The 19,219-nt window shown below is 66.1% G+C and carries 19 protein-coding genes; 11 read left to right on the plus strand and 8 right to left on the minus strand.

The genetic code is table 11. The features are described from left to right. Window positions 1-74 precede the first annotated feature (74 nt). The 6 genes from PV761_RS10395 (at window position 75) to PV761_RS10420 (ending at window position 5,818) form a co-directional block, all read left to right on the plus strand. Entirely contained in the window at window positions 75-1,250 is a 1,176-nt protein-coding gene (locus tag PV761_RS10395; protein WP_347896460.1) for an acyltransferase, read from the plus strand. A gap of 58 nt (window positions 1,251-1,308) precedes the next feature. Next, window positions 1,309-1,830: a hypothetical protein gene (locus PV761_RS10400; RefSeq protein WP_347896462.1), complete on the plus strand. Its 522-nt coding sequence runs from the start codon at window positions 1,309-1,311 to the stop codon at window positions 1,828-1,830. A 2-nt stretch (window positions 1,831-1,832) separates the two neighbouring features. Beyond that, window positions 1,833-3,992: a bifunctional polysaccharide deacetylase/glycosyltransferase family 2 protein gene (locus PV761_RS10405; RefSeq protein WP_347896464.1), complete on the plus strand. Its 2,160-nt coding sequence runs from the start codon at window positions 1,833-1,835 to the stop codon at window positions 3,990-3,992. A 64-nt stretch (window positions 3,993-4,056) separates the two neighbouring features. Continuing rightward, window positions 4,057-4,260 (plus strand): hypothetical protein, encoded by a 204-nt coding sequence (locus tag PV761_RS10410; protein WP_028269391.1) that lies wholly within the window; start codon window positions 4,057-4,059, stop codon window positions 4,258-4,260. An 81-nt stretch (window positions 4,261-4,341) separates the two neighbouring features. Next, window positions 4,342-4,821: a GNAT family N-acetyltransferase gene (locus PV761_RS10415; RefSeq protein WP_347896467.1), complete on the plus strand. Its 480-nt coding sequence runs from the start codon at window positions 4,342-4,344 to the stop codon at window positions 4,819-4,821. 58 nt (window positions 4,822-4,879) lie between these two features. Continuing rightward, complete coding sequence (locus PV761_RS10420; RefSeq protein ID WP_347896469.1) at window positions 4,880-5,818, plus strand: 5'-3' exonuclease; 939 nt, start codon at window positions 4,880-4,882, stop codon at window positions 5,816-5,818. On the opposite strand, the gene PV761_RS10425 is transcribed toward PV761_RS10420, so the two are convergent. Further along, the gene (locus PV761_RS10425) at window positions 5,812-7,470 is read right to left on the minus strand and encodes a helix-turn-helix domain-containing protein (RefSeq protein ID WP_347896471.1); all 1,659 of its coding nucleotides are present in this window, start codon (window positions 7,468-7,470) and stop codon (window positions 5,812-5,814) included. The two genes, PV761_RS10420 and PV761_RS10425, sit on opposite strands and share 7 nt — an antisense overlap. 128 nt (window positions 7,471-7,598) lie before the next feature. Here PV761_RS10425 and PV761_RS10430 point away from each other — a divergent pair, with 128 nt between their 5' ends. The 5 genes from PV761_RS10430 (at window position 7,599) to PV761_RS10450 (ending at window position 11,985) form a co-directional block, all read left to right on the plus strand. Beyond that, window positions 7,599-8,894: an alpha-hydroxy acid oxidase gene (locus PV761_RS10430; protein WP_347896473.1), complete on the plus strand. Its 1,296-nt coding sequence runs from the start codon at window positions 7,599-7,601 to the stop codon at window positions 8,892-8,894. Further along, window positions 8,891-9,826 carry an ABC transporter substrate-binding protein gene (locus PV761_RS10435; RefSeq protein WP_347896475.1) on the plus strand — a complete coding sequence of 312 codons (936 nt, stop codon included), beginning with the start codon at window positions 8,891-8,893 and terminating at the stop codon, window positions 9,824-9,826. The genes PV761_RS10430 and PV761_RS10435 overlap by 4 nt, the downstream gene beginning before the upstream one ends. A 12-nt stretch (window positions 9,827-9,838) precedes the next feature. Then, window positions 9,839-10,651, plus strand: coding sequence for an amino acid ABC transporter permease (locus PV761_RS10440; protein ID WP_347896477.1), 813 nt, complete (start codon window positions 9,839-9,841; stop codon window positions 10,649-10,651). A gap of 130 nt (window positions 10,652-10,781) precedes the next feature. Further along, window positions 10,782-11,546, plus strand: coding sequence for an amino acid ABC transporter ATP-binding protein (locus PV761_RS10445; protein ID WP_347896610.1), 765 nt, complete (start codon window positions 10,782-10,784; stop codon window positions 11,544-11,546). 58 nt (window positions 11,547-11,604) lie between these two features. Beyond that, entirely contained in the window at window positions 11,605-11,985 is a 381-nt protein-coding gene (locus tag PV761_RS10450) for a Rid family hydrolase (protein ID WP_028269383.1), read from the plus strand. Window positions 11,986-12,103: 118 nt separating this feature from the next. Here the strand turns inward: PV761_RS10450 and PV761_RS10455 are convergent, their stop codons facing one another. The 7 genes from PV761_RS10455 to PV761_RS10485 all read right to left on the minus strand — a co-directional run bounded on the left by PV761_RS10455 (window position 12,104) and on the right by PV761_RS10485 (window position 19,218). Further along, complete coding sequence (locus PV761_RS10455; RefSeq protein ID WP_347896482.1) at window positions 12,104-13,108, minus strand: DUF4862 family protein; 1,005 nt, start codon at window positions 13,106-13,108, stop codon at window positions 12,104-12,106. 55 nt (window positions 13,109-13,163) lie between these two features. Then, window positions 13,164-13,394: a hypothetical protein gene (locus PV761_RS10460; protein WP_347896484.1), complete on the minus strand. Its 231-nt coding sequence runs from the start codon at window positions 13,392-13,394 to the stop codon at window positions 13,164-13,166. A gap of 61 nt (window positions 13,395-13,455) precedes the next feature. Further along, entirely contained in the window at window positions 13,456-14,412 is a 957-nt protein-coding gene (locus PV761_RS10465; RefSeq protein WP_347896486.1) for a sugar kinase, read from the minus strand. After that, complete coding sequence (locus PV761_RS10470; RefSeq protein WP_347896488.1) at window positions 14,409-15,110, minus strand: bifunctional 4-hydroxy-2-oxoglutarate aldolase/2-dehydro-3-deoxy-phosphogluconate aldolase; 702 nt, start codon at window positions 15,108-15,110, stop codon at window positions 14,409-14,411. The genes PV761_RS10465 and PV761_RS10470 overlap by 4 nt, the downstream gene beginning before the upstream one ends. A 77-nt stretch (window positions 15,111-15,187) precedes the next feature. Next, window positions 15,188-16,573 carry an MFS transporter gene (locus PV761_RS10475; protein ID WP_347896490.1) on the minus strand — a complete coding sequence of 462 codons (1,386 nt, stop codon included), beginning with the start codon at window positions 16,571-16,573 and terminating at the stop codon, window positions 15,188-15,190. 72 nt (window positions 16,574-16,645) lie between these two features. Next, the gene (locus PV761_RS10480) at window positions 16,646-17,698 is read right to left on the minus strand and encodes an NAD(P)-dependent alcohol dehydrogenase (RefSeq protein WP_347896492.1); all 1,053 of its coding nucleotides are present in this window, start codon (window positions 17,696-17,698) and stop codon (window positions 16,646-16,648) included. Beyond that, window positions 17,695-19,218, minus strand: a complete 1,524-nt coding sequence (locus tag PV761_RS10485) for a mannitol dehydrogenase family protein (RefSeq protein WP_347896494.1) — start codon at window positions 19,216-19,218, stop codon at window positions 17,695-17,697. The genes PV761_RS10480 and PV761_RS10485 overlap by 4 nt, the downstream gene beginning before the upstream one ends. Window position 19,219: the final 1 nt, after the last annotated feature.

The raw sequence follows: 19,219 nt of genomic DNA on the forward strand, positions 1-19,219 counted from the left end.
GGGATGACGTGCGGCGCCCGGAATCAGGTCCGGCGGCCGGAAAAATCCAACAAAACCGAAACTGCGGAGGTCATTTGGCGTTGCTAGCTGAAGAAACGGTAGGGACGGCCGCGGAGCCGGCTGCCGGGCATGCCAGTAGGCATTCCGGTGGTCAGGCCGGCGGTCAAAGCACGCTGCGCCAGAGGCTGGACGGGCTGGATGTCCTTCGCGGAGCCGCCGTCGGGGCCGTTCTCCTTGGACACTCCTGGCCCGGGCTTTTCCAGGGCGCCGGCATTGTCGGTGTCATCGTCTTCTTCGTCCTGAGCGGCTACCTGATCACGGGCGTGCTGCTGCGGGATATCGAACGGCACCGGAAAGTCCGCTACGGCCGTTTCTATGCGCACCGGGCCTTCCGGCTGTTGCCCGCACTCATTTCCTTCCTTGGCGTCTACGCCATCGTGGAACTGACGGCCGACGTCCTGGGGGACCGTTCCAAGGGAATCGTCGGCTACACCCTCCTTGCCGGTTTCGGCTATCTCAAAGACCTGCCGCTTCCGTTCGATGTCAGCATGGCCATCGGACCGCTCTGGACGCTAGCGGTGGAGGAACAGTTCTATCTGGTCTGGCCGGCGCTGCTGGTGCTCGCCCTGCGGAAGAACCGTCAATGGCGGCTGATCGGCTGGTCTGCCGCCGTCGTCATCTCGCTGATGACAGCCAGTGTGCTGGGGATGCTGATCCTGGCCCCGCACCTGCACTCCCTGGTCTACGCACTTCCCACGACATGGGGCCTTGGGCTGATCGTCGGTTCGGCGCTGCGCCTCTACCGGGTCCGGGTGTTCCGCTGGTTCTCCGGCCCCCGGCTGAGGCAAGCGGGCCTCTTCGGGTCGATCGCGGTTCTGGCAGCATTGGTGTTCTTCCCCAAGGCCAACGAATCTCCGGCCTTCTTCTTCGTGGGAGGCCCGCTGGCCATGGCTGCCGCGGCTGTCCTCGTGGTGCTGGCCGCTTCCCGTTCGCAGGTGATGCCCTCCTGGACGCGACCCCTGCAGCTTCTGGGCACCATTTCCTACGCCGCGTACCTCTGGAACTATGTGGTCATTCTCTGGCTCAACGGCGGATCCACAGCCGACCTGCCGCCGTTCGTGTCCGTGGCGGCCATCCTGCTGACCCTGCTGGTGGCGGTCATCAGCTGGCATACGGTCGAAAAGCTGGGACGCATCGGGCGGGATCGCTTCGACACGTTTTATGAGGCCAGGGCCGGCTCCCGGCCTTGATGGGCCTTGGGTCACACTTTTGGGATGCGGATCGCGGATCCTCTAAGGTTGATGCCCGATGCTAGCTTTTGATGAAACGTGCGATCAGCCAGGGTCCGCGCAGCCGCGCGGGCCGGTCTTTGTCGATCAGTCAGGGCGGCGCCTGCGGCTCGTGAAGCTTCTGGGCCTCGGGTCCCTCGGGCTCGTGGCGGCGTACGTTGTCCTCCTGGTGGTGGCGTTCATCGGCGGGTCCAATGTCGCCGCGCCCTACCTGCCGCTGCCTCCCGCCGCAGCTCCCGCGGCCCATGACCTTCCGTCTTCGCCTCCGGCACCGGCGTCCAGCGAGGCCGCGCCCCCCGCCCCGCAGGCTGTGCCGGCCGGGCCCGCGGCACAGACCGCATTCCAGGCGCCCGCAACCGGGCCAACGGCCGTTCCGGTGACGCCGCCGGCTGGTGGAACGGACACTGGTACTGCAGTCCGCAAGGCGCCTCCGTCGGAGGCCGTGACAGAACCCGCACCCGGAACGGAGCCGGCGGCGCCAGGCAAGAGCGGGACGGCGCCGGGCCAGGCCACGCGTCCGTCGGCGCCGCCGCAGCCGTGAGGGTGAGCCGCCCCGTCAAGTCCGGTCCCGTCAGCGTCAGGGCTCACTGGTTCGTCCTTATCGCTGTCCTTTTTGCCCTGGGCGTTGCCCTCGCGGTGCAGGGATACATGCACCACCTCGCCGGGATCGGCGATGACTCCGTGCCGTCGAGCACCTCGGCGGGTAGCGTGCCGGATGCCGTCTCCGGTGGCGGCCCGGTGGTCGACTCCCGCGGCGGGGCGGTCCGCACCGTGACTCCGCCGGACCATACGCTCGCGCTGACGTTCGACGACGGACCGGACCCCGCCTGGACACCGCAGATCCTCGACGTCCTGCGGAAACACCACGTTCGTGCGACGTTCTTTGTGGTTGGTTCGGCGGCGATCGACAACCCCGACCTCATGCGCCGCATCATTGCCGACGGTCACGAAATTGGTGTTCACACGCTCACCCACACAGACCTGGGCACGGCTCCGTCGTGGCGGCGCGACCTCGAAGTCCAGGGCGCCCAGGAAGCCATCGCCGGAATCACCGGCCACGCGACCTCGTTGTTGCGTCCGCCTTACAGCTCCGGGAACGATGCGATCAACGACAGCACCTGGTCGGCCATGCGAACGTCGGCGGACGAGGGCTACATCACGGTGCTGAGCACCGTCGACAGCGAGGATTGGCGGCGGCCGGGGGCCACGGCTATCGAGCAAAATCTCGCCCTGTCCGGCCCGCAGGGGCAGGTGCTCCTGATGCACGACGGCGGTGGTGACAGGGAACAGACCGTTGCCGCGCTCGATTCCGCGTTGTCGCGTTTCGCCGGGCAGGGCTATCGCGTCACAAGCGTTGGTGACGCGATCGGTATTGACAGCATGCGGGAGGCGTCCGCCCCGGAACAGATGACCGGAACGGCGTTCGTGCGGGGCATCCAGTTGAGCGACTTTGTCGTCACCGCCATATCGTGGGGGCTCGTTGCGGCAGGCCTCGTAACGCTGGTCCGGGCATTCCTTGTGGTCGGGTTCGCGGCCCGCCACAGCAGGGCTACACGGCGCCTGCAGACACTCAGCCGGGGCCGGCGGCGGATGGACGTGCCGGTCAGGCCGGAGATCACGGAACCGGTGAGTGTGATTGTCCCCGCTTACAACGAGGCCGTCGGGATTGAAGCCGCGGTCCGGTCCATCGTCGCTTCCACCCATCCCGTTGAGATCATCGTGGTGGACGACGGCTCAACCGACGGGACCGCAGGCATCGTGGAAGCCCTTGGCCTGCCGGGCGTCACCGTCATCCGGAAGGAGAACGGGGGCAAGCCGTCCGCCCTCAACGCCGGGCTTGACGCTGCCAGCCACGACCTCGTGGTGATGGTTGACGGAGACACCGTCTTCGAGCCGGACACGGTTCGTGCCCTCATCCAGCCTTTCGCTGACCCGCGCGTGGGGGCCATTTCGGGTAACACCAAGGTGGCCAACCGCGGCGGCATCCTCGGCGCGTGGCAGCACATCGAGTACGTCGTCGGCTTCAATCTGGACCGCCGGCTGTTCGACGTCGCCGAGTGCATGCCAACCGTACCCGGGGCCATTGGTGCCTTCCGCAGGGAGGCCCTCCTGCGGGTCGGCGGAGTCAGCGACGACACGCTCGCCGAAGACACGGATCTCACCATGTCGCTGTGCCGTGACGGCTGGCGCGTCGTCTACCAGGACGACGCGCGGGCCTGGACCGAGGCCCCTGCCACCCTCGGCGCCCTGTGGCGCCAGCGGTACCGCTGGTGCTACGGCACATTACAGGCAATGTGGAAGCACCGTGGCGCGGTGGTGCAGCGGGGAGCGGCCGGCAAACTCGGCCGGCGCGGGCTCGGCTACCTGCTCGTTCTCCAGGTGCTGCTTCCCCTGTTCGCCCCTGTGGTCGATGTCTTTGCTGTCTACGGACTGATCTTCCTCGATCCGCTCCGGATCGCGGCACTCTGGCTCGTCTTTCTGGTGGTTCAGATGCTCATGGCCACGTATGCGTTCCGGCTGGACAAGGAACGGCTCGGGCCGCTGTGGACGCTACCACTCCAGCAGTTCGTCTACCGGCAGTTGATGTATCTGGTGGTAATCCAGTCCGTGGTCACCGCGCTGGCGGGCGTGCACCTGGGCTGGCACCGGATGGAGCGGTACGGCAGCCTGCGCGTCCCTCCCGCCGCTGAGGGTCAGGCGTAGCCGGAACCGTCCGTGGAGGCTGGCACAGGGAGTAGGGTGTGCCTTAGTCGACGAAGGAGTCAGCGTGAGCTACAAATACCGAACCGTCCGCGTTCGCGGCACCGAACTGGTGGGAACCATTGCCCGGAAGCATGGCGGTGCGCCCGAAATTTTCGAAACATCCAAGGACGCGAGCACGTCAGTGGTTCCGGTGTTCTTCGAGGCAACGGGCGAGATCAGGTTTTTCGACAGGACCGTGCTGGAAGACGTCGCCGCGCCCGCCCACTAGACCCCGTGGCCGCCGGCACATAAGCCGGGGTGGACGCATGCCAGGGTGGACGCAGGCCGATGCGCCGAGCATGATGAAGCCGTGACTCCTGACGATCCTGCCCGCAGTGAGCCGCCCCGCCGGGCGACTCCCGCCGACGCCGCAACCGTTGCCCGGATGCTCCATGATTTCAACACCGAGTTCGAGACACCCAGCCCGGGCATCGGCAAATTGACGTCGCGGGTGGCGGAGTTGCTGGCGGGGGAGGACGTCGTGGTGCTGCTCGTCGGCGAACCGGCAGGCGGACTTGCGGTGCTGAGCTTCCGCTCCAATGTCTGGTATCCGGGGCCGGTCGCGATCCTCGACGAACTGTACGTGCGGCCCGGCCTGCGGGGCCGTCGACTGGGCAGCGCACTGCTCGCTGCCTCCTGCGAGCTGGTGCGCGGCCGCGGCGGCGCATTGCTCGAAATCAACGTCGACGGCGAGGACACGGACGCGCGCCGGTTCTATGAGGCCCGCGAGTTCACCAACACCGGACCCGACGGCACGGAGCCGATGCTTTATTACTACCGGGAGCTCTGAACAGCTGCCTGCGCGCCAATCGGATTCTCAACGAAGCGTTTCCATGTGAGGATCAGGTATGCCCCACCGCCTGATGCTGCTGGACACTGCCTCCCTGTACTTCCGCGCCTTCTATGGTGTGCCGGACACGATCCGCCGCGCCGACGGCACGCCGGTGAACGCTGTTCGCGGCTTGCTGGACATGATCGCCCGGCTCACCGCCGACTTCGAAGCGACGCATCTCATTGCGTGCTGGGACGACGACTGGCGGCCGCAGTGGCGTGTCGACCTCATTCCCAGCTATAAGTCGCACCGGGTGGCCGAGGTGGTGGCCGGTGGCCCCGACATCGAAGTGGTGCCGGACGCGCTGGAGGCGCAGATCCCGATGATCCGGAAGGTGCTGGAGCTGGCCGGCATCGCCGTCGTGGGGGCTGCTGAACACGAGGCCGACGACGTCGTCGGCACCTACGCCAGCAATGCCGGCTTGCCGGTGGACGTGGTCACGGGCGACCGCGACCTCTTCCAGGTCGTCGACGACGACCGCAACGTGCGCGTGATCTACACCGCGCGCGGCATGAAGAACCTCGAAGTCGTCACCGACGCGGTCATCGTGGGCAAGTACCGCGTGCTGCCCGAGCAGTACGCGGACTACGCAATCCTTCGGGGTGACAGCTCCGACGGGCTGCCGGGCGTGGCCGGCATCGGTGAGAAGACGGCCGCGTCACTGCTCGGGGAGTACGGCACCCTCGACCTGCTGCTCGAGGCGGCGACGGGTGCGGAAAGCGGGCTGTCCGCGTCCGTGCGGGCGAAGCTCGCAGCGGCGACGGACTACCTGAAGGTGGCTCCCGCCGTCGTGAACGTGGTGCGCGACCTCGGGCTGCCGACGCTGGACGAGGCGGGCGCCCGGTTGCACCCCGTCGTCGGCGATCCGCGGGCCGACCTTGAGCGCCTGGCCACCGAATGGAACCTCGGAGGTTCGGTCAAGCGGCTCCTCGACGCGCTCGACCAGCGTCACTGACGGGCCAGGTCCATAGTGGTCAGGCGCAGCCAGAGCCAGAGCCGCTTTTGCGGGTCGTCGAGATCGAGGTTGAAGTCTTTTACCAGCCGTGCAACCCGGTAGCGCACGGTGTTGTTGTGCACGTGGAGATGTTCCGCCATCGCCGACATGCTTCCATTGGAAGCCAGATATGCCCTCAGGGTGTCCAGATATTCGGTTTGCTGTAAGGCATCGTGGGCCTGGATCCTGCTGATGTCGTCCACGTCGGAGAGTCCTGTTTCGGCGATGAACGCACCGATTTTCAAGAGACTCAGCGGGACCCGGTAGTCCTCGAACAACCCGGCGGCGGGGGACTGGGCTCCGCTGGAGCGCGGGGTTTCCGCCTGCAGGCGGACCATGTACTGCAGGGTTTGCAGCGCCTCGGTCCGGGATCCCGGGAGGTCCTCCACCCGGGGCGCGATGCCCCCCACTGCCGCGACCAGCGGGTGGGAGCTGATCGTGTGGGCGTAGGCACCGATTTCCTGGACCAGACGCCGGTGCGCCGGCCTGGGGGCGTTTCCTTCACAGGGCAGCAGGGCGTAGACCACCGAGTCGATCAGGGCGCTGTGGCTGGTGTTGAAGTGGATCTTGCAGACGGTGGTGACGAGGTGCAGCAGCCGCTGGATCTCACGCACGGACTCAAGGCTTCCCGTTTCGGGCCGGACGATGGAGAACGCTGCGACAGCGAGCCCGCGGGCCGCATCGAGCCCCAGTTGGGCGGCAGCAAAGGAGGCGTGCGCGGGGTCGTCCATCAGCGTGCGGATGAGGTCCCCGTTCCGGCGTTCGCCGAAGTCCGACGCCGAGCGGGCATGGAGCATATGGAGGCCTGCCAGTGGTGCCATCCTGTCGAGCGCGTTCAGGGCCGCTTCCCGTTTGTCATTGCCGGGATCGATGATCCAGATGGAACCGAGCAGTTCGCCGCCCGCCCTCACGGCCAGTGCGAGCCGCGGCATTTCATCGCCGATTCCGGGGATCAGAACCGCTCCCGCGGACGCATAGACGATCTTGAAGTCCGAGTCGAAGGCCGGCGGTTTGACCTCCTGCAAGGAGAGGGTAGTGACGCGGCGCAGTTCGTCGACGGGCTGTCCCGGCAATGTCGAATACCCCAGCACGCGTCCGAGCGGATCCACGATGCTCGCCGCGCCGTTGGTGATCGACGCGGCGGCGTTGGCGAACGCGTAAAGGTCGCCGAGCCGGACTCCGGAGACTGAATCGGCGGCTGCCCCCATGACTGATGCCCTGGCCAGCGCCACCAGTCGCGTCCAGTCCACGTTGTCGGGTGCCACCAGCACGGCCAGGCTGTGCCGGTCCGCGGCGGAACGCAGCTGTTCCAGGGGCGTCCCGTGGGCTTTGACGATCACGGCTGCGGCGTTGCTGTTGGAGGCCCGGTGCAGCAGCTGGTCGAAATCTGCCGAGCCTCCGGTCAGGCCGACGGCCAGGATGATGCGGTCATCGACATTCATCCATTCGTCGAGGGGATCGTACATGAGGACGTCCGAGACCGGATGGCCGAGGTTCTCCGGTGTGGGGTTGGCATGCACCAGATCGGCCTGCATCAGCTGGATGCAGTCCGACAGGCGTACGACGGCGCCCTGAAGATCGCCCTCCGTCAGGCCCGATTCCTCGATTTTCATATCTGGAAGTTATCACAAGCTTCAAAACGAACTTCTAGGAGATTTCACATATAGACGGTGCGAGATCTGCGTCACCATTGGGAAAGGAAGTGACAAGGAAGTCCTTCATTGAACCCAGAGGATCAGCAATGAAATTCAAAGACATCAGGGCGCTGGCAACGGTCCAAGGGCCGGCCTGTACTCCCTCGGAGCGCCTGTCCCGGCGCTGCTACAGCGTAGAGGACATGCGGAGACTGGCCGCGAAGCGCCTGCCCGGGAGCATTTATGACTACATCGAGGGCGGCGGGGAGGACGAGGTGTCCCTGCGGCGCAACCGGTCATCCTTCGACGACTGGTCCTTCCTGCCCAAGTGGGGATCGGTGGAGAACCTGGACCTCAGCTCAAGCCTCCTCGGCGGACCGGTCTCGATGCCGCTGACGCTCGCCCCCACCGGCGGCACCCGGCTGTTCCACCCGGACGGGGAGAGCGCCGTCGCCCGCGCCGCAGAGGAAGCCCGCGTCCCCTACGGCCTGGCACACCTGAGCACGACGCCGATGGAACAGGTGAGTGCCGCCGCTCCCGGGCTGCGCCGCTGGTTCAACATCGAACCCATGGCGGACAAGGCCGAGCTGCAGGCTGTCCTGGACCGGGCCGCGGCGGCCGGCTACGAAGCCCTCCTGGTCAATGTCGATTGCCGGGCAATCGGCCACCGCGAACGTGACTACCGCAACGGGTTCACCGCGCCGCCGTCGATCAAGCTGAAAACCGTTGTGGAAGGAGCGCTGCACCCCCGGTGGGCCCTGGGGTTCCTGGCCCATGACGCGATTGCGTTCCCCAACCTTGACGCCGAAATCCCCCAAGGCCCCCTGTCCAGTACGCCTGACATGTGGCGGACGCTGCTTGCCGGTTCTTACGAACCCACCGACTGGGATGACATCCGGGATCTGCGGGCGCGCTGGAACGGCCCCATCATCCTCAAGGGAGTGGTGAACCCCAACGATGCCGTCACTGCGGCCGAGATCGGTATAGACGCCATCCAGGTCAGCAACCACGGCGGCAGGCAATTGGATCACATGGCCGCGCCCCTGGATATGCTCCCGGACATCGTGGACAGGGCGGAAGGACGGCTTGAAATCATTGTCGACGGCGGCATCCGCCGCGGCTCGGACGTCATCAAGGCCATCGCCCTCGGCGCCGACGCCTGTTCCATCGGCCGCCCCTACCTGTACGGCCTGGCAGCCGCCGGCCAGGCCGGTGTTGCCCACGTCCTGAAGATGTTCCGGGCCGAAATGACGCGAACCATGATGCTCCTCGGAGTGTCCACGATCCAGGAGCTTCGGCTGGAAGGCCGGGACCTGATCCGGCACCGCAACGCACCCTTTGCCCGCACTTCACCGGCCCCGGAAGCCAGCCACGGGCTGGAAGAGATGAGCATTCCCTCATGAAAACTCCCATATCCCCGCGAATCCAACGCACCCGGCCCGGCCTGCCCGCCGCCGTCGTCATTTCTGCCCTACTGCTGGCCCTCACGGCCTGCGGTGCGCAGGCGCCGGCGTCGTCGACGTCCGACGCCGGGCAGGCTACCGGCGTCCCGGCCCTGGCGGTCAACGAGGCGGCCGCAAAACTGCTTCCGGAATCCATCAAGGCGACAAGGGTCCTGCGTGTCGCGATCCCCACCAACGAACCGCCAACGCAGTTCTACCGCGAAGGCACCCAGGAGATGACGGGCACCAACCCCGACGTCGCCCGGCTCATCGGGGAGACCCTGGGCGTGAAGGTGGAGATCCAGGTGGCCAATTTCGATTCCATCATCCCCGGCCTGGCCGCCGGCCGGTACGACATGACCGTCTCGTCCATGACCCCCACGGCGAAGCGCATGGAGGTCCTGGATTTCGTGGACTACATGCAGATGGGCAATTCCATTGCCGTGGCCAGCGGCAACCCGCTGGGGATCAGCAGTGAAGGGTCCCTGTGCGGTAAGAAGGTGGGCCTCCTGACGGGTTCCTACCAGCTCGCCGTCAATGTCCCCGCCATTGATGAAGACTGCACCGCTGCCGGCAACGGCACGATCCAGCGGAGCGAGTTCCAGGACACGCGGCAGGCCATCTCGGCGCTCACGAGTGGACGCCTCGACGCCGTCCTCGCGGATTCACCCATTCTCGACTTCGCTGCCTCGCAGAACCCGCAGATCGGGATCGCCTCGAAATACGACTTCACCTCGGTCGGGGTCGGGATGCCCAAGGACTCGGGCATGGTCAAAGCAGTCTCCGCAGCGCTCGATTCCGTGATCAAGAGCGACTCCTATCTCAAGGTGCTCGGGAAGTACGGTCTTGAGTCCGCCGCCATCACCGACGCCCGCGTCAATTTCGCCCAATAGGACGTGAACACCATGCAGCAACACTCAATCCCTGACACCAGGCCGGAAAGCCCAACGGCGCCCGCGGACTCAATCCCGGTGGTGCCCCTCCGGCACCCCGTCCGGTTGGCGATCGCCGTCGTCCTCATTGTCGTTGCCCTCAGCGCGGCATGGGACGTGGCCGTGAACCAGCGGTACCACTGGGACGTCGTCGTCTCCTATCTCTTCGCCCCGCAGATCCTGGCCGGTGCCGGGCTGACCATCCTGCTCACCGTGGTGTCCATGACGGCCGGCATCGCCCTCGGCACGGTCCTGGCGGTGATGCGGCTATCGAAGAACCCGATCCTGAGCACCATCAGCAGGGGCTACATCTGGTTCTTCCGCGGCACGCCACTGCTCGTCCAGCTGATCTTTTGGTACAACATTGCCGCCCTGTACCCGGTGATCGCCTTCGGCCTTCCCTTTGGCGGCCCGTCCGTGGTCCTCGGATCGGCGAACGTCCTCATCTCCCCGCTGACAGCCGCGCTGCTCGGGCTCGCGCTGAACGAAGCAGCCTACATGGCCGAAATCATCCGCGGCGGGATCGGATCCGTGGACAAGGGCCAGTACGACGCCGCCCGGGCCCTGGGGATGAACGGCGGCCAGCTGATGCGCCGGGTCATCCTGCCCCAGGCGATGCGGGTGGTCCTGCCGCCCACCGGAAACCAGGTCATCTCCATGCTCAAGGCACCTCCCTGGTCAGCGTCCTGGCGATCTCGGACCTGCTGTATTCGGCCCAGATCATCTACGCCACCAACTACCAGACCATTCCGCTGCTCATCGTCGCCAGCCTGTGGTACCTGCTGATGACCACCATCCTGAGCTTCTTCCAGACCAAACTCGAGCGACGGTATGGCCGAGGCTTCGACGCAGCCCCGCGCCGGCCGCGCCGCGCCAAGGGACCTGCAAACGTCCCGACACAGACAAGGACCGCATGATGAATACCGCGATGGTGGAAGCCAGGGGAGTCCGCAAGAGCTTCGGCTCAACGGAAATCCTGAAAGGCATTGACCTGAGGATCGAACGCGGGTCCGTGACCTGCCTGATCGGACCGTCCGGCTCGGGGAAGACCACCTTCCTCCGGTGCATCAACCACCTGGAAAAGGTCGACGCCGGACGACTGTACGTGGACGAGCACCTCGTCGGGTACACCGAGCGCAACGGACGTCTCTACGAAATGAAGGAACGCCAGACCGCGCGTTCACGGCTGAACGCGGGCATGGTCTTCCAACGGTTCAACCTCTTCCCGCACATGACCGTGCTGGAGAACATCGTGGAAGCACCCGTCCATGTGCTCGGCCGGCCCCGGAATGAGGTCACCGCCGAGGCGCAGGCGCTGCTGGACCGGGTCGGGCTCGGCAACCGTGGGCACTCCTACCCGCAGGAACTCTCCGGCGGCCAGCAACAGCGGATCGTCATCGCACGGGCGCTGGCCATGAAACCCAAGCTCATGCTCTTCGACGAGCCAACGTCAGCCCTCGATCCGGAACTCGTCGGCGAGGTGCTCGACGTCATGAAGTCACTGGCCGAGGCCGGGATGACCATGGTGGTGGTCACCCACGAACTCGGCTTCGCCCGCCAGGTCAGTGACCAGGTGGTCTTTATGGACCAGGGCGTCGTCGTCGAAAGCGGGCCCCCGGAGCAGGTCCTTGGCTCACCCCAGCACGAACGCACCCGGGCCTTTCTTTCCAAGGTCCTCTGAGAACATCACCAACACCGGCCGGTGCCACGACGCCGGCCATATCGAAGGAACCATTTCCATGTTTCGACAGCAAGTAACCACAGACCTCGCGCCCAGCCCGGCCGGTCCCTACTCCCAGGCCATCGCCGCCAACGGGTTCCTCTTCACTGCCGGCCAGACACCACACGACCCAGTCACCGGTGAGACCGTCGGCATCACCATTGAGGAGCAGACCCTCCAAGCGATGAAGAACCTTGCCGGCGTCCTGGCCGGACACGGACTGGACTTTTCCCACGTCGTCAAAACAACAGTGCATCTGCACCACCCCGGCCGGGATTTTCCCGGGTTCAACGCCACCTACGAAGGGTTTGTCGAAACCCCCTACCCGGCACGTACCACTGTCGGTTCGTTCCTGGGTGACTTCCTGGTCGAAATCGACGCCGTTGCGGCGATTCCCTAGCCGCTGCTCTGTCGAAGCCGGGTGATGATCACCCGGCCCCGGCCCCGGCCCCGGCCCCGTCTGACCCGTAATCACGCGTCAGGCGGGGCCGGTCTGCAAGAACGACGGGTGCGCTCTGCTAACCCGGTTGGCGCGCGATGGCCAGCGTCTGGGCAATGACGGCGACCCGTTCGTCCACGGTGGAGTGCGGCGGGGCAGCCACTTTGATGCCGCGGAAGCCGGTTCCCGGGTCCGTCCCTGCAGCCTCCAGGCACTCCCTGATGCTGGCTGGAGTCATTAACGAAGCGGCTTCGAGGACCCCGGGCCCGGCAAAATTGCCCTTGGTTTCGGGCGGGGAAGGCGGCACATGTACGTCTGCCCAGGCGGGACCGAACCGGGTGTCGACGTCGGCACAGCCGGAGAGGACGAAGCCGCCGAGCAGGCCGGCGTCCCGAAGGAACCTGATATGTTCGACGGCGGCGCCTGCAGCCCGCTGTTCAATAACGGACCGGCCCCAATTGACGACCAACCCGATGGAGCGGCCAGTGCGTTCGTTGGCCCGGTTGACAGCTTCCGCCTCCGCTTCCAAAGTCATGAAGCCCTTCGCGGGAGACCGGCCGGAGTTGAACGCGTCGCAGTGTTCAAGGACGATCTGCACCCCCTGCCAGTCCCAGTCCGAGATCTCCACGAGTGAGTCTGTGAGTGCTGCCACGGAGGCCAGGTCGCCGTCGGCGAGGGGTGCCGCGTGCAGTTCCAGGACTCGAACGGCGGACCCGCCGGTATGGGCGCTGAGCCGGTGCGCGGCGTCGAGTGCTTCGCCGGCGAACGCCACCGCGGCCTTGCGGCCGGCGGTGGACGTCGAGGCAAGGCCGAAGGCGGGGTCAATGTGGAGCCTGGCCACAGTTCCGGGAATCGTGGTCACAACATATTCGGCGTCGTTGGGAAGGTGATTCAGGAACCAGGGTTCGTCGTCCTTGTGCAGGGTTCCGTTGAACGGCACTTCCAGTCCGGCGACTCCCTCCAGTCCAAGAACCCGTGTCAGAAACGTGGCTTCCATGGCAGGGTTCCAGTTCGTAAGGCTGGGAGCAGCAGCATAGGCGCCCACGAAGAAGCTATTGCTGCTGTGGTGGTTCATTTCTTTCATGCGGGGCTCCGGGTCTGATTGGGTGGATGTAAGTGCCTGCGGACAACAAGTGCTGTCATTGCAGGTACCGGAAGACGCTCCATGCCTTTGTTGAGAGCGGGCAGTCCTGCCGGTGCCTGGCGGCAAAAAAGGCCGCGCGCCGCAACCCGGCCTTGAACATGGCCCGGCCCCCGCAGCCAAGGCAGGCCAGTTGGCGGCGTCGCCGTTCCTGCCAGGACTCATCTTTGGAGCCGAACTCAGTTGCATCCCACGCCTTGCCGTCGACCAGGCTGAGTGCTCGGTTCATGATTGGCGCCCTTCCGGTCGCGCTGGCGTTGTTGAAGGATTGTTCCCTGGTTCCTTCGGGGTCAACGGCTGACCGGTTCCTTGGCATCGAGGAGCGTTAGTTCATCGCGCCGGGGGAAGCCCTCCCAGTCGCCTGGCACAAGGCAGGCGAACGCACCGGTGGCCGCAGCCGTCCTCAGCCTTTCCTCGGGACCACGGCCACTGACGTATTCGGCCAGATAACCGGCGACGAACGCGTCGCCGGCGCCGACGGTGTCCACAGCCTCAACACTGACTGCCTCCTGCCGGAACACTTGGCCGTCGATCAGGGCGAGCGCGCCCTCCGCGCCGAGCTTGATGATCGCCTGGCCTGGACCCAGGTCAGCCAGTCGCCGCGCAAGGTCCTCGGGCTCGCCGGTCCCGACGGCAATCGCTGCTTCGTCGTCGCCCGCGAACACAATGTCCGCAAGCGGGATGATGTTCCGGTAGGCGCCTGCGGCACCATCCCTTGACCAGAGATTGGACCGGAAATTGAGGTCGAAGGAAACCGGCACACCGGCTGCCCTGGCCGCCGCGATCGCATAGCTGATGGTTGTTTCGGCCTGCCTGGACAGCGCCGGAGTGATTCCGCTGACGTGCAGCAGTGCGGCCTGTGCGATGAGCAGTTCGTCGACGTCGGCGGGCGCTATTCTCGAGCCGGCACTGCCGGCCCGGTAGTAGCTGACGCGTTGGGTGACCGGTGTCCGGCGCTCCTTGACCATTAAGCCGGTCGGGGCTGTGGGGTCCACCGCGGCGCGGACGTCCACGCCTTCGGCCCTGATTTCGCGTTCAACCAGCTGGCCGAGAGAGTCCGCGCCGACCCGTCCGCACCACACGGACTGCACACCGAGGCGTTGCAAGCCGATGGCGACGTTGGACTCGGAACCTCCGATGCCGAGGCTCATGGTGGAGGCATGGGCCAGGGGGCCAACCTGGTCGGCACGCATCAGTGCCATGGTTTCGCCGAAGGTAAGGACGTAGGGCCCAGGTGAGGCGCTCACCGCTGCGCGCCCATCTGTTCTACCCGCATCTGGTCTGTTGCCTGGCAGACCAGCTCACGGACTCGCCGTGACCTGGCCGTAAGCTCCCGAAGGTCCCCACCCTTGAAGGCATCGCCCAGGAGAGGCCCGCCGAGGCTGACGGCAAGGGCTCCCGCACTGATCCAGTCCGGTACATCCTCGATGTCCACCCCGCCGGAGGGGATGACCTGGATGTCCGGGAAGGGTCCGCGCAGTTGTCCGACGTAGCCTGCGCCCACCACGGATGCCGGGAAGACTTTCACTGCGGTTGCACCAAGTTTCCAGCCGGCATGAAGTTCCGTGGGGGTGAGGCCGCCGGGGTAGACGGGTACACCCCGCCGGACGCACGTTGAAATGACGTCGGTGTCGGTGACCGGTGTAACGATGTAGGCGGCGCCGAGGTCCAGGGCCGTTTCTGCTTCGTGCGCCGCTGTCACGGTCCCGACGCCGATTTCCAGGCTGTCGCCAAAGTGTTCCCGGAGACGGGGAAGCTCGTCGAACACCCCAGGTGTGCTCAGCGTCAGTTCGATGCTGAGCACACCACCCTGCTGCAGGGCTTCGATGACCGGGGCATATTCCCTGGCGTGCGACGCCCGGAGGACGGCGACCACTCTCGTGTCGCGGAGGATGACGGACGGGGCCGGGCGGGAGGTCGTGTCCTGTTGTTCGAGGCGCAGCATGGGTTCCTTCTTGGGGTGGTCGGCTGGAGTGTGCCTGCCCGACGGCGGCGGCTGCCGCCGTCGGGCTTTCTCGGCTATTACTTGACCGGCTGGGCGGCTAACTCGGCGACGGCGGCGGTCCCTGGGAGTGCGTGGCCCTCGCGTCCGGCGTCGTTGGGGTCAGTCAGGTCGCGGTTCAGGGTTTCCGGTGAGAGCCGGGTGGCGATGAAACTGACAGCCATGACGAGGGACATGTAGATGGCCACCGGAACCCACGAGTTGCTGAAGACGGCCAGGAGTCCGGCGCAGACCATCGGTGCGATGCCGCCGCCAATGATGGAGGAGAATTCACGGCCCAGCGTAACTCCGGCGTAGCGGTAGCGGCTGCCGAAGATTTCCGGGAAGTAGCTCATGTGGACGCCGACGACTCCCTGGCAGGCGAGCATGAAGCCGACAATGATCACGAGCATGATGGCGATGGGCGAACCGGTGGTGAGGAGCATAAAGGCCGGGGCCGGAAAGAGGACCAGTGCGCCGGTGATGATGGAAACCACCCGGCGTCGTCCGATCTTGTCCGAGAGCATCCCGAAGCCAACAGCGGCAGCGCCTCCGCAGAGAGCTCCGATCAGGAGCACCTGCGGGATGAACTTGGGGTCGGTGCCGACGACAGTGATCAGGTACGAGGCCATGAACACCTGGATGGTGTAGGACTGGGTGCTGACGCCGAAGTTCATCAGGATGACGCGCAGGACGTTGGCCTTGCCGAATTTGGCGACTTCCCGGAGCGGTGCCGGCGGCTCGGTGCGGGCCTGCTTGATTTCTTCGAACACCGGCGATTCATCCAGTTTGCGGCGGATGACCAGTGCGGCGATGGTGACGAAGATGCTGGACAGGAAGACGAGCCTCCAGCCCCAGGTCATCATGTCGTTCGGAGCCAGGGCCTGGGCGCCGATCCAGACCAGGGCGCCCAGTGCGGTGCCGGCGGCGGCACCGACCATGATGAGGGAGGCCAGCTTGCCGCGGGTGCCCGGTGCAGCCGATTCCGTCAGCAGGGTGGCACCGCCGGACTGCTCGGCGCCGGCGCCGAAGCCCTGGGCTGCGCGGCAGACACAGAGCAGGACCGGGGCGAGGACGCCCACCTGGTCGAACGTCGGCAGCAGGCCGATGACGAGGGTGGCGCCGCCCATCAACAGCAAGGTGGTGACGAGGATCCATTTGCGCCCAAGCCGGTCGCCGAAGTGGGAGAAGAAGATGCCCCCGAGCGGGCGGAACAGGAATCCGACGGCAAAGGTGCTGAAGCTGGCCAACAGGGCGGCCGCGGGGGAAATATTCGGGAAGAACAGGTGGCTGAAGACGAGCGCGGAGGCCGTGCCGTAGATAACGAAGTCGTAGAGTTCAAGGGTGGTGCCGATGAGGCCTGCCAGGGCCGCTTTTCGGACCTTCTTCTGGTCTACGAGAGTGGCTTGGGGATGTGCTGTAGTCATTTCCATACTCCTTTGAATGGACGTGCTGTGTGGGTTCCGCGCCAACGGCCGGACCATGTTGTGGAGAGCTTCTTAGTAAGTGATGAGGACCTTGAGGTTGGTCGGGTCCGTGACCGGGGCGGTGAGGGCGGCCGCGGCATCGGCAAGCGGGTAGGTGCTGGTGATGATGGACCGCAGGTCCACCTTCCCGGCGGAGGCGAGTTCGATCGCCGTCGGGAACGCGTGCGCATACCGGAAGGCGGTCACCAGGTCGATTTCGTAGCGCTGGAGGTAGCCGAGCGGGATACCGTCCACCGTGGGGCGAGCCTGGCCCACCACGGTGGCGCGTGCTGCGGGGCCGAGGGTGTAGATACCGTCGCTGAGCGCCCGGGGGTTGCCGGAGCATTCGATCAGCCGGTCCATGCCTTTCAGGTCCAGGCCCTCGTTGGCCGTGTTGATGGTACGGGTGGCGCCGAACTTGGCGGCAACGGCCAGGCGGTCGTCATTGACGTCCGTCACGATGATCTCAGCTGCGCCCCGGACTGCGGCAACCTGCGCCACGAGCAGGCCGATAGGGCCTGCGCCGGTGATGAGCACACGGTGGCCAGCCTGCACCTGGGCCCGTTCGACGGCCCACACGGCAACGGCCAGCGGTTCGATTGCGGCTCCGATCTCCGCCGGTACTGAATCCGGGAGCGCGTGGAGGGCAGCTGCGGGCACCACCACCTGGCGGGCGAAAAGGCCGTCCGTGGGCGGTGAGCCGAAGCACGTTCCGGTGGCGCACACGTTGTACCGGCCGGAGAGGCACGTGGGGCATTCCCGGCACGGCAGGGCTGGTTCAATCGCGACGGCGGTGCCCACGGCAATGTTTGCTGCCTCACCTGCGGCGATGACGACGCCGGCCCCCTCGTGTCCAAGGACTGTGGGCTGGCGGAGTTCATTCGTGCCGTTGCGTCCGTCCGCGAAGTAGTGCATGTCCGAGCCGCAGATGCCTCCGGAGCGCATCTCCACCAGGACGTCGTCCGGACCAAGCGTTTTCAGCGGTTTCTGTTCGATCCGGAGGTCTGTGGCGCCGTGCAGGACGGCGGCCTCGGTGGTGCGCGGCAGTGCCGGCCGGCCGGGGCGGCGTGCGGTTTGCGTGGTCATCGGATGCTCCGGGTCTGTGCGGTAAGAAGGGCTGTTGAATCGGCCGCCGCGCGGGCGGCGGCAAGCGGGCCTTGCTGGTGGATGATGTCGATGAGTTCACCTGTTCGGTGGATGAACTCGTGGCGGTTGGCGAGTTCATCGCCCAGGAGATGGAGCTGCCCGATGACCTTTCCGGCGAGCTCGGCGCCGGTCGCGGACCCTGCGGCGAGATTCTGCAGCGATTGCCTGGCGGGATCCTGCATCTCGCGGGCATGGATGCCCGGGTCGAACCCGTGCAGCGGCGCGATGCAAGACAAATAAGCCGCGGTGGTGAGGGCAAGATAGTGCGGCATCACGCCGGCGTCGAGCATTTGCATCGCGGGGAGGGGGATCCGCTGGCGGAGCTTGACGGACCCGTCCGAGCCCACTTGGCTGGTGCGGTGTCCCAGCGCTGAATTCCGCCACCGCGAGAAGAGCTGGGCTTCGTAGGCGTCGACGTCGACGGCGGCCGGCACCGTCACGCTGGGCAGGTACTCGTGACGCAGGATGTTCCGGGCGGCCTCCTCGATGTACCCCGTTGCCGTGGAATCGGGAATCGTCGCAGCGCCTGACAGCGCGCCGAGGTAGGCGATCAGCGAATGCGTGCCGTTCAGGAGCCTGACCTTGAGCTGCTCGTAGCCGGCGACTTCGTCGGTGAAGATGGCGCCGCCCGCTTCCCACACCGGGCGGCCCGCGATGAAGTTGTCCTCCAGGATCCACATGGTGAACGGCTCCGCTGGGACGGGGATTCGGTCTGTGTATCCTCGCTGGTCGGCGACGAGCGAGCGGTAGTGGTCAGTCGTGGCGGGCACGATCCGGTCCACCATGGACGACGGAAACGTCACGTTGGCATCGATCCACTCACGTGTTTCCGTGGCTTCGGCGGCCGGCAGCAGCGACGTGAATTCGCGGACCAGCCGACAGGTGTGGTGGCCGTTGTCCGAAAGGTTGTCGCAGCTGAGGATGGTGACCGGGTTGCCATGCGTCCGGGCCCGCTGCTGGAGGCCCCTGACGATCTGGCCGATCGGGGTGCGGGGGGCGGCGGCCTGTGCCAGGTCGTGCTGCACATCCGCGTCCGCCACATTCAGTGAACCGGTTGCCGGGCTGTAGGTATAGCCGTTTTCCGTGACAGTGAGGGATACGATCCGGGTTGCCGCTGCGCCGATTTCGGCGACGACGCGTTCGGGGTTGTCCGCTGCGACAAAGGCATCCGAATGCACTCTGGGCGTGGAGAAGGTTGATCCCTCGGGTGAGATCTCCACCACCGTGTAGGTCATGTCCTGGGCGTGCATGGCGTCTGTGATGGCGCTGGAGCGGCTGGATATTCCGATGATGCCCCAGTCGCCGCCGTGGGCACTGATGGCGGCATCGGTGTAGACAGCCTGGTGGGCGCGGTGGAAGTTTCCCAGGCCAAGGTGGACGATGCCGGGGGCCGGGACAGTGTCCCGCCGGACGATGCCGGGCGTGGACGCCGTCAGCTGAGCAGGCTGGGGGCGGGTCATG

Origin of the sequence: Arthrobacter sp. CC3 (genome assembly GCF_039907775.1) — a bacterium.
Classification (GTDB): Bacteria; Actinomycetota; Actinomycetes; order Actinomycetales; family Micrococcaceae; genus Arthrobacter.

Coding starts and splice junctions, on each gene's coding strand:
- PV761_RS10400 (WP_347896462.1), top strand. CDS start 1,309: ATGCTAGCTTTTGATGAAACGTGCGATCAGCCAGGGTCCGCGCAGCCG.
- PV761_RS10420 (WP_347896469.1), top strand. CDS start 4,880: ATGCCCCACCGCCTGATGCTGCTGGACACTGCCTCCCTGTACTTCCGC.
- PV761_RS10425 (WP_347896471.1), bottom strand. CDS start 7,470: ATGAAAATCGAGGAATCGGGCCTGACGGAGGGCGATCTTCAGGGCGCC.
- PV761_RS10430 (WP_347896473.1), top strand. CDS start 7,599: ATGAAATTCAAAGACATCAGGGCGCTGGCAACGGTCCAAGGGCCGGCC.
- PV761_RS10435 (WP_347896475.1), top strand. CDS start 8,891: ATGAAAACTCCCATATCCCCGCGAATCCAACGCACCCGGCCCGGCCTG.
- PV761_RS10440 (WP_347896477.1), top strand. CDS start 9,839: ATGCAGCAACACTCAATCCCTGACACCAGGCCGGAAAGCCCAACGGCG.
- PV761_RS10445 (WP_347896610.1), top strand. CDS start 10,782: ATGAATACCGCGATGGTGGAAGCCAGGGGAGTCCGCAAGAGCTTCGGC.
- PV761_RS10450 (WP_028269383.1), top strand. CDS start 11,605: ATGTTTCGACAGCAAGTAACCACAGACCTCGCGCCCAGCCCGGCCGGT.
- PV761_RS10455 (WP_347896482.1), bottom strand. CDS start 13,108: ATGAAAGAAATGAACCACCACAGCAGCAATAGCTTCTTCGTGGGCGCC.
- PV761_RS10460 (WP_347896484.1), bottom strand. CDS start 13,394: ATGAACCGAGCACTCAGCCTGGTCGACGGCAAGGCGTGGGATGCAACT.
- PV761_RS10470 (WP_347896488.1), bottom strand. CDS start 15,110: ATGCTGCGCCTCGAACAACAGGACACGACCTCCCGCCCGGCCCCGTCC.
- PV761_RS10475 (WP_347896490.1), bottom strand. CDS start 16,573: ATGACTACAGCACATCCCCAAGCCACTCTCGTAGACCAGAAGAAGGTC.
- PV761_RS10480 (WP_347896492.1), bottom strand. CDS start 17,698: ATGACCACGCAAACCGCACGCCGCCCCGGCCGGCCGGCACTGCCGCGC.
- PV761_RS10485 (WP_347896494.1), bottom strand. CDS start 19,218: ATGACCCGCCCCCAGCCTGCTCAGCTGACGGCGTCCACGCCCGGCATC.